The organism is Streptomyces sp. NPDC050674, from assembly GCF_040654575.1.
Taxonomy (GTDB): Bacteria; Actinomycetota; Actinomycetes; order Streptomycetales; family Streptomycetaceae; genus Streptomyces.
On sequence record NZ_JBFAIG010000040.1, the window covers coordinates 1 to 9173 of the forward strand.

9 protein-coding genes are annotated in these 9173 nt (G+C 68.9%); 1 reads left to right on the forward strand and 8 read right to left on the reverse strand.

What is annotated here, in order from left to right:
- Positions 1 to 1002: 1002 nt before the first annotated feature.
- Positions 1003 to 1560 (reverse strand): hypothetical protein, encoded by a 558-nt coding sequence (locus AB0I06_RS34010; RefSeq protein ID WP_363122729.1) that lies wholly within the window; start codon positions 1558 to 1560, stop codon positions 1003 to 1005.
- 776 nt (positions 1561 to 2336) lie between these two features.
- Here AB0I06_RS34010 and AB0I06_RS34015 point away from each other — a divergent pair.
- The gene (locus tag AB0I06_RS34015) at positions 2337 to 2849 is read left to right on the forward strand and encodes an EF-hand domain-containing protein (protein WP_363122730.1); all 513 of its coding nucleotides are present in this window, start codon (positions 2337 to 2339) and stop codon (positions 2847 to 2849) included.
- Between the two features lie 302 nt (positions 2850 to 3151).
- Here the strand turns inward: AB0I06_RS34015 and AB0I06_RS34020 are convergent, their stop codons facing one another.
- From AB0I06_RS34020 to AB0I06_RS34050, 7 genes are all read right to left on the reverse strand, one after another.
- Positions 3152 to 3415, reverse strand: a complete 264-nt coding sequence (locus tag AB0I06_RS34020) for a hypothetical protein (protein WP_363122731.1) — start codon at positions 3413 to 3415, stop codon at positions 3152 to 3154.
- The gene (locus AB0I06_RS34025) at positions 3412 to 3717 is read right to left on the reverse strand and encodes a DUF6247 family protein (protein WP_031045436.1); all 306 of its coding nucleotides are present in this window, start codon (positions 3715 to 3717) and stop codon (positions 3412 to 3414) included. Before AB0I06_RS34025 ends, AB0I06_RS34020 begins: the two co-directional genes overlap by 4 nt.
- 259 nt (positions 3718 to 3976) lie before the next feature.
- Positions 3977 to 4534, reverse strand: a complete 558-nt coding sequence (locus AB0I06_RS34030; RefSeq protein ID WP_363122732.1) for a helix-turn-helix transcriptional regulator — start codon at positions 4532 to 4534, stop codon at positions 3977 to 3979.
- A gap of 114 nt (positions 4535 to 4648) precedes the next feature.
- Positions 4649 to 6016: a replicative DNA helicase gene (locus AB0I06_RS34035; protein ID WP_363122733.1), complete on the reverse strand. Its 1368-nt coding sequence runs from the start codon at positions 6014 to 6016 to the stop codon at positions 4649 to 4651.
- Positions 6013 to 7188 carry a hypothetical protein gene (locus AB0I06_RS34040; protein WP_363122734.1) on the reverse strand — a complete coding sequence of 392 codons (1176 nt, stop codon included), beginning with the start codon at positions 7186 to 7188 and terminating at the stop codon, positions 6013 to 6015. Before AB0I06_RS34040 ends, AB0I06_RS34035 begins: the two co-directional genes overlap by 4 nt.
- Positions 7189 to 7491: 303 nt before the next feature.
- Positions 7492 to 8172 (reverse strand): dihydrofolate reductase family protein, encoded by a 681-nt coding sequence (locus AB0I06_RS34045; RefSeq protein ID WP_363122735.1) that lies wholly within the window; start codon positions 8170 to 8172, stop codon positions 7492 to 7494.
- A 20-nt stretch (positions 8173 to 8192) separates the two neighbouring features.
- Positions 8193 to 9173 (reverse strand): DNA-binding protein (locus tag AB0I06_RS34050; RefSeq protein WP_363122736.1); only part of this gene is annotated, 981 nt, incomplete at its 5' end.

Sequence of the window (9173 nt, forward strand, 5' to 3'; positions counted from 1 at the left end):
GGAGTGGTAGTCAACGAGCAGTCTTACGACTGCAGTGCCACCCACCGCTTGAGGTGGTGACCCGCACTCAAGTACCTACCCGTACCAGCAAGAGACTTCTGCAGGGACGACCAGGCACGGTGTGGGGACCGGGCCCTGCCAGCACCTCACGGTCGCAGTTCACCGGTGACGAGGCCAGGTACTGATTCTCCGACGGCGGGTTGCTCACGCGACTGTTCGTCAAAGCACTTCACCGCCTGCCCCTGCTCCGTTGTCTGCCCGGCGAGTGCCGACAAGCCCGCGGCTGCACCGACTTAGACCCCGACCCAGACGGGGCGAAGGCTCCCCGGCTCCTGACTCCCAGCTGGCCCTCCGGCTTCTAGGTTGAACCGCCGCCCACCCTTGGCACCACACAGCGGGCCCCCGACTAGGAGGGCACCGTCATTGTTCCCAGGGAGAACACAGCAGCATGCCGGTAGCGCCAGGTACGCCGGATCGTTCTGGAGAAGCAGAAGAAACCGGCGCCACCGCTGCACCACCGGGTGTCGTTCTCCGGCCAGTGCAGCGTGCTCCGCAGGCTCATGCAAATGCTGCGCTGCACCCACGCCGCAAGTCCGTGATTGAGGGGCGCCGGTCTCCTCGCGCACCGGCGTCCGGTGTCGGCCGCGTCGGTGTCGGACACATCACCGCCGCCTGTGCAGCCCCGCAGGATCCGACGGGGCGGTGCGGACGGTCTGGCGGACCACCGCGCGCACCGTGGGCTCATGAGGGTCTGGAGTCCGCTGTGGGCCGGTGCGGCAAGTAGGCGGCTGATCATCTGACGCTGGAGAACAGTGAGTGGAACCTGGTCGCTCCGCTTTCGCGGGTCTGGGCCGACGGCGGTTACACCGGCCGCCTCACTGACTGGACTACCCAGCACCTCGGAGGCGTCCTCGATATCGTCCGCCGCAGCGATAACGCTTTGTCTCGGCCCGTCGGCTCCGCCCGGCGCTTGCCCACCGAGGACCTGCGCGGAGGTGTCCGTCAGGGAAGCAGGCCCGTGTGTGCGAGGGCGGCCGCGCTGAGGGTGATGATGGCCTCCTGGTCACCCCGGCGCCAGGCGTCGGCGAAACCGCCGGGCGGGGTCGGCAACTTGACGAGGACGGCCGGCGGACCGGTGAGAGCACGCAGGGCGAGCAGGTCGGCACCGCCCGGCGCGTCAGCGAGGCGACGGACGATCATGCTGCGACGCATCCAGAACAGACGCAGGGGCAGCCACAGCACCAGGATCAGGAGCACCAAGACGACAACAAGAGCCGTGATGGCCACATCGGCGACTTGAGTGACGGTCTCCTGAAACGATGCGCCGGCATCCGCGAAACCGGTACTGGCGTCGGCCGCGGATTGGAGCGGCTTCTTCAGGACATCGCCAACGAACGGTACGTTCGATGCCGCGTCCCCGGCGTTACCGAGGTCCTCGGCGAGGCCCTGTCCGGAGCTCTCAACCTTCTGCCCCGGCTCGGCCAACAGCATGATCGTGTCCCGGACGAAAAGGGCCCCCCACACCGTGGTAGCGAGCAGGGCCACGGCGGTCAGGTCCACGAGTACCTGGCGGTTCCGGCGTGCGGGAGTCTGGGCGTAGAGGCGCAACGGCGAGGTCCTGTCCGGTTCAAAGAGTCGAGGAGAATCGGCCGCCCCGCCGGCGACACGGCTGGCCGGTCGTCGGAACCCACTCTTCCACCCCGCTCACCGGGCAGACGTGCAAGACGCGCACCACGGGCGGTCCGGCGCCGCGTTACCGCCATGCCGTGGTGCGAGGCGAGTTGGTCGGGATGATCTGGGTACGTCCGCTCCAGGTCGGCGAGGACGCACTCACCCGGAATCCGCAACTCGGGAGCATCGCCGCGGCTGCCGGCGCGGACGAGGTCGTCCTCGCTTGGGAAACCCAGACGTCTGTACCGCCTGACAGTTGCCCTCGTCGGACAGGTAGGCGACTTCGAGCATTAGCTTCCCGAGCTGGTGGGTGTGGGCGGCGAGGTCGTCGACGACGCGGCGCGGCTCGGTGAGCGCGGGATCCGTCGGCGGGCGGCAGGGGGCGCGGTGCGGACGTCACAGGCGGCCGGCTGACCACGGCGCGCACGGTCGGCTCATCGAGGGCCTGGAGGTCGCTGTAGGCGAGTGCGGTGAGTCGGCGGGTGATCAAGCTGCGCGACGTCGTCCGTGCGGCCGGAGACGGCGATCAGGGAGCGTTGGGACAGGCACTCCTTCGGGTTCCTCGCCTTTCTGCGCAGCGGTGGTGACCCGGTGCCGAGGTGATCGTTTCCGGGGTGGGGGCGGCGCCCGCTGCTCTTCGGCTTCACGCAGGAATGAGGGTCCGAGTGGACACCATCACGGCTAAGCGGCACATCTTCTCGATGCTGGACGCTGACGGCGACGGGGTCATCTCCCGCCAGGAGTACCTTGCCCGGCCCGAACGCGCAGCGGAGGCACTGGGCCGGGCCGGCGACGACCCGCTCCTGTCCTTGGCGCGCACTGCGCACGATCGGGTGTTCGCGTCCATGGACGCGAACCAAGACGGCCGGGTGACCTTCGCGGAGTACGAGGCGTGGGCGGGCGGGGAGGCCTTCGACGAAGTGTGCAGGCCGGCTCTGGGATCGCTGTTCGACCTGGCTGACGCCGACAGCGACGGTCACCTTGACCGGGCAGAGTTCACCCGGCTGCGCCACGCCCTGGGCAACCCCGCCGACAACGCCCGTGCGGCCTTCGACGCGCTGGACGAGGACGGTGACGGCCGTATCGACCGCGACGCCTACCTGACGCAGATCCGCTCCTTCGTCACCGACGGGTCCTCGCCCATGGCGCGTGCTCTCCACGCCCAGACCCATAGCTGACCGTGGGCACTGCCCTGTTGACCCGGCTCTTGGACCGCAGACTGGTCTGATCCCTGCCGCAGCCTTCGGCGACGTCGCTGGTCGTGGTCGTGCTCGCCCATGTCTCTAGCATCCTCCCCATCGGTAGGCCGGACCAGGGCCTGCGGAAGCACCAGACCACTGCCTGGCATGTGCTGCTCGCCAGGCGCCGACTGCACCAGACAGAGGACGACCGCAAGCGATTCCTCGAGCTTGGAGCAACGCCTGCGAGACGCCCTAACTGCGGTAGTTGCGGTGCCGGGTCAGGGCGTTGTCACCGGTGGCTATCCAAGCCAGGTGATGGTGAGGACGGACAGGCGGCGCAGCGGACAGTTCACCCAGTAGGTGAGGGAGAGCTGGCCGACGGAGGCGTGTCGGACGTCCTCGCCCTCGGGATCGCCAGCGTTCCACTGGTCGAAGCCCCACGGGTCTCCGGCGGCGGCGTCCAGGACGTCCCACACCATGTCTTCGACGTGCTCGGGCAGGGTGGCGAGGACCTTCGCAGCCGGGGCAGAAAAGCGGACCGCGTACGGCTGCTGATCGGTCACCGGCGCCGCCCGCGGAGCTCCGCCATGTCGATGAACTCGCTGTCGTCGTAGCCGGAGGCGACGAACGCGTCGACGGCCGGGGCGGAGGCGAGACGGCCCTGCCACTCCTGGACGACCTCATACAGCGGCGCGAGGGAGAACGTGCGCCGCGACTCCTCGAGCGCGGCCGCCCACTCCCGCTCGAAGGCCGGCACCCAGGTGTCGGCGCGCCGGTCGGCGCGCAGCTGGGCGAGGAGTTCGGCCGGCGCCCCGGGCGCGGGGGCGTACGGCGTGACGGGTGCGTGGTCGGGCTGCGCGCTCATCTGGTCCTCCCGGCGGGTCGTCACCTCACGGTACGCGCGCCGGATCGCCGTGGATGCGGTCATGGCAGATCCCTCCCGACACCCCGCTCAAGCGAGTGCGTACGAGGAGCTGGCCGCTCTGGTGGTTGAGCTTCAACCCGCCCCACCGCCCCGGCCCAGCTCACTCAAGCCGTCGACACCGGCGCTCCACTCGCACTCACTCGCCAACTGAAGCGCTCAGCCACACATCCTCACCCTGGAGAGGCAACGCTGAAAATGCTCAGTAATCGAGGTCGATGTAGTCGATGTCGTTGATTGCCACATCGGACAGGTCGGCAGCGCGGGCGCCACCGTCCTGGAAATAGATCTCTTTGAATCCGTCGGCGATGATCCCCCGCATTTGCTGGTCGCTGGCTCCGGTGTCGCGGGCGTCGAACAGTCGTTGCGCGTAGGCCGGGGGAAGGTGCACGGTGAGGCGCCGGAAGCGTCCGTCATCGGTCGTGCCGATGGGTGCGGTGTATCCGAACCGGGCGCGGGTCTCCACGGTGATCCCGCCTGTGGTGGCGGCGTGCTTCTGTCGGCGCTTTCGCACCTGTGGCTGCCAGCGGGCCCGTACCGCGTCGGCCATGCGCTGGGCCAGGTCGGCGCGGGGCCGGCGGATCTGGTCTTTGACGTAGCGCTCGACGGTGCGCTGTGAGACGCCGAGCAGTTCGGCGGCGGCGCGGGTGCCCTTGAGCTGCTTGACCAGGTAGCGCATCTGCGCCCCGGCCGACTTGGGGATGGGGCGGGTGAACGCCTCGCGGTCCGCGCGGTCGAGGCCGTCTCCGACGATGCCCATCGGTGTACTCCTTTCAAGATCGGCTGTGTGGGCCGCTGTGGGGCGATCACGGCCGGGCCGGGGGAAGAAGCCCGGCCGGGCCGTGATCGCGCCGCACAGCGGCGTCCAGGGCGGTTAGCGGGCGGGTTCTTCCGCACTGGACATGTCGCGCAGGCGGCTGTAGTGGAACTGGTGGGCCACGGTCACGGTCGCCGTCGGCCCGTTGCGGTGCTTGGCCACGATGAGGTCGGTCTCCCCCGCGCGCTCGGACTCGGGCTCGTAGTAGTCCTCGCGGTGCAGCAGGATGATCGCGTCGGCGTCCTGCTCCAGGGCGCCGGAGTCGCGCAGGTCGCTCACGGCGGGCCGCTTGTCCTGCCGCTGCTCGGGCCCACGGTTCAGCTGCGCCAGGGCGATGATCACGGCGCCGGTGTCGGAGGCGAGGATTTTGAGTTCGCGGCTGATCTCGCTGACGCGCTCGTAAGGTGACTGCCGGCTGTCGCGCTGGTCGGTCTGCATGAGCCCGAGGTAGTCCACGACCACCAGCGGCGCGCGGCCGGTCTCGCGGACGATGGTCTTGATCCGGGAGCGGATCCGGGCCGGGCTGACGCGGGCGCTGTAGTCCATCCACAGAGGCAGGTCCCGGAGTTCCGGGGTGTGCCGGTCGAGGCGGTCCCAGTCGTCCTGGGTCAGGCTGTCGACGCCGTCGCGGATGTGGTGGAACGCCACCCGGGCCCGGGCCGACAGGATCCGGTTGCTGACCTCCGCGCGGCCCATCTCCAGGCTGTGCACCAGCGTGGGACCGCCCTTGCGGGCGTTGGCGGTGGCCACGCCGAGCGCGAACGCCGACTTGCCCATGGCCGGACGCGCAGCCACCAGGATCATCTGGCCGGGCATCAGCTTCATCAGATCGTCCAGGTCGGTGAACCCGGTGACGGCAGACGGCGGGACCGACACGGCCAGGCTGTCCAGGTGCGCGTCCAGGTGGTCACCGAACCGGCCGAAGGCGTCGTCGTCCCCCTGGTCGTCGGCGGCGAGGTGCTCCAGCTCCGCCTGGTGGGCGGCGATCGTGTCCGGCACCGACAGCGGGTCTGCCATGCGGGCGCCCTGCATGCCGCGCACCAGCGCCTCCTGGTAGCGGCGCACCTGGGCGTAGCCGTGCACGAGGTTGGCGTAGTGGCCGGCCTCGGCCGGAGAGCAGGCGGTGCTGGCGATCTGGGCCAGCCCGGCCGGGCCGCCCGCGCGCTCGAGGTTGCCGGTGCTGCGCAGCTCGGCCTCCACCGCGGGCACGCCCGTCGGTCGGCCGTGCCCGTGCAGCCGCTGCACCGCCGACCACACCAGCTGGTGCGCGGGCTCGTACCAGTCGCCCTCGCGCACCGCGCGGGCCACGTCGGCCACCGGGTCATAGGCCGGGGTGGCCAGCAGGCAGGCGCCCAGTGCGCGCCGCTCCGCGTCCACGGAAACGACCTGCCCCTGCTGCTCCTGGTCCAGCGTCTGCGTGCTCACTTGGCCACCTCCACTTCGCTACGGGTGATGCCGGGGTGCGTGCACCGGCGAAGCGGGCAGCTGTCGTCGTCGTCCAGGAGCCAGCCCTGCTCATCGCACGCCAGGCAGGCCTCGATGACGCTGCGCGCCGCAGTCGGCCGCGCGCTGCTGGCCGGTGCGGGCGCCGTCTGCGGGGCCACCAGCGCGTAGCGGCGCAGGTCCCGCACCCACCCGGGCAGGCACTTGGTCCAGGACGCCGCGCCGCCCGTGTTCTTGAGCACCTCGGCTTCGAGCAGGGCGAGGTACCCGGCATCGGCACCCACCAGGGACGGCCAGCCCTGCTCGCGCATCGTGCGCAGCAGTTTCGGCGCGCAGCTGCGCGCGGTGGCCGCGCCCGCCTGCCACCGCTGCATCTGCTGCAAGAAGTCCACAGCCGCCGCGGTCTCCTCCGGGGAGAACTCCGGCCCCTCCTCCCGCTGTGACGGGAGCGACCCGGTGGGACGCGTGGGAGGGGTAGGGGAGGAGGAATCCTCCTCCTCCGGGGGGTGTGGGGGGGAAGCCATTCCGCTTCCCGGAACCCGGGAAGCGTTCTGACCTGCGGGAACGCGCCGCATACCGCTTCCCGGAACGCCGGAACCGTCGTTACCGCTTCCGGCGTTCCGGGAAGCGTTCTGACCTGCGGTTTTACCTGCTTTCCGGGACACCGGTTCCGGCGTTCCGGGAAGCGTCGCGACCTGCGGTTTTACCTGCTCGTGATCTGTCGTCTCCGCGGGCTTCGGCGCCCAATCCGGGTTCCAGGCCGGGTTGTCGTAGACCTCGTAGACGACCGGTCCCTTGCGGCCGGGCTTGGTCGGGTGCGGCAGCTGCGTCCGGCGCACGTAGCCGGCCTCCAGCAGCCGCCCGAACGACTCGTACACAGCGTTCTTGCCGACCAGCTCCCGCGCGTTCTTGGCGGACCGAATGCCGCGCTCCTGGAGCTGTCTCCAGACGCTGAGCGGCGTGGACTCCACACGCGAGGCGAGGTTGAACATGACTTGCAGCAGCACGACGTAGTCGAGGGAATGGACAAGGTCACTGCCGACACCCATGTGCCGGGGGACCGAAACGCCGCTAACCGGTGCTTGCGCCGCCGTCAGGCGCCCCGACTCGTCTACGGGGCTGCTCCTGCCGGACATGTGTTGCTGGCTGTACAAGGAGTCATCTCCCCAGGTAGGGGAGTCGCGAACAGTGCTGTGACCTAGCGAAAAACCCGGAGTAGTGGCGTTGCGCAATCTGATGCGCATACTCTGGGTATAGGTGACTGCGCGGGCCCAAGGGCCCACGGGCATCACCCCGGCGAGGTCACCTCACCGGACACGACTCAGGTGCTTGCAGGCGTGTGAGTCGGACTTGAGAGAGGCTCCGTTGTGGCGACGGGGCCTCTCTGCATTACGGGGACCGGATTCGCATGGTCCCCTCCCCCTCGGACAAGAGGGTCTATACCTCTTCGGTCAACTTCACGAGCGTTCCTTGGGTGCGTACCGGATCAGCACAACATCGCCGATGGGACGGACTTCGAGCACCCGCATCCGCGCTGTGGATCCGCCCGGGAAGTCGGCAGGGCCCAGGAAGCGAGCTGCTTCCGGTTGACCGACGAGCAGAGGGGCGATGGCGAGGTGAACCTCATCGGCAAGGTTCTGCGCCATGAGCTGTGTGTGAATGGTCCCGCCGCCCTCAACCATGAGCCGCTCGACACCGCGGCGCCCGAGCTCATCGAGGACCAGGCCCCACTCCAGCACGGGCCCGACGCTCACGACATCGGCTAGGCCGCCCAGGGTGGCACGCACCTTCTCCACGGCGCTGTCCACCGTTATGACCAGCTTCTCGCCCCCGAAGTGCCAGAACTTCAGATCGGCGGACAGGTCGCCGCTTGCTGTGACGGTGACCTTCAGCGGATAGGCCGGCTTGCCGTCGGCCACGCGCTTCGAGCGCCGCTCCTCGGAATTGACCAGCAAGCGGGGGTTGTCCAGTCGCATGGTGTTCGCGCCAATCAGAATGGCGTCAGACTCTGCGCGGACCTGGTCGACGCGGTCGAAATCATCCACATTGGACAGCCGCAGCCGGTCCGGGCTCGTGTCGTCGAGGTACCCGTCGACCGACATGGCGGCGGAGAGAATGACGTAGGGACGCGCAGTCATGGGTGTGTGTATCCGTTTCTTCAGGCTTCGTGGGCAAGGACGAGGTTGAAGTTCTCGCGGAAGTCAGCCACCTCGGGCTGGCGCTGCCACGGGATCAGCGCCTTATCGAGACGGACGAGCTCGCGCATGATCCGACCTGATCCGGTGTCGTTCGCGACCGTCAGGGCCTGGAGACCGACAGCAGCGGCCTGCTCGGGAGCATCGGCGCCAGCGTGAGCGATCGCCGCACGCGCCAGGTACACGCCTCGGTCTCGGTGGTACCCCTCGGGGAGAGCCTCGATGGCGTTGGTGAAGATTTCCGCGGCCTCGGCGTGCTTGCCCAGCACCTCCAAGCCTTGCGCACGGTGAACGTCGACATACTGCTCGTTCAGCCACACGCCCCAGGGGGTGGTGTCGCTTGAGACGCGGTCGAGACTGTTGCGAACGTCCTCGATGGCGCGCTCGCTGTCGGAGTCAGAGCCTCGAAGGGCGTGGCCGTAGGACTCGTAAGTGCGGGCCACTGCGGCGAGACGGCTGCGCGGTCGGGCCATTCGTTGTGCGGCCTCGGCGAGGTCGACAACGTCGACCAGGTCGCGCTTCTCGCCAGCGAGCTGGGCTTTGCGAGCCATCACGTAGGAGGTCAGGTCTGCATCACCGACGGTGTGGCTCCACTGGAAGGCGCGGTCCAGCCAAAACTCTGCGCTGTTGAAGTCCCCAAGGTCTTGGTACAGCCATGAGGCGAATTCCGCGTACTGGGTCTGCAACTCCATCAAGGCCTGGCGGTCGGTGCCCTTGGCGTCGCGGCGCAAGAGCTTGATGTCCTCGATGTGCTCGCGCACAGTGGCGATGGCGCGTCCCGGACCGAGCAGGTTGTCGTTGTCGATCAGGAGTCGGCGAGCGCGTTTGAAGTGCTCGATGGGAGTGCCGCTGTAGGCGGATGCGGACCGCGCAGGCCTCTTCACTCCGTGCACGGCTGCTGTGCTGCGGCTGCACTCGGCATGAGCACGCCGGCAGTCGCAGAC

Bases quoted from the DNA above. Each gene is read 5' to 3' on its own strand.
- AB0I06_RS34025 (WP_031045436.1), bottom strand. From the start codon at position 3,717: ATGAGCGCGCAGCCCGACCACGCACCCGTCACGCCGTACGCCCCCGCG.
- AB0I06_RS34045 (WP_363122735.1), bottom strand. From the start codon at position 8,172: ATGACTGCGCGTCCCTACGTCATTCTCTCCGCCGCCATGTCGGTCGAC.
- AB0I06_RS34030 (WP_363122732.1), bottom strand. From the start codon at position 4,534: ATGGGCATCGTCGGAGACGGCCTCGACCGCGCGGACCGCGAGGCGTTC.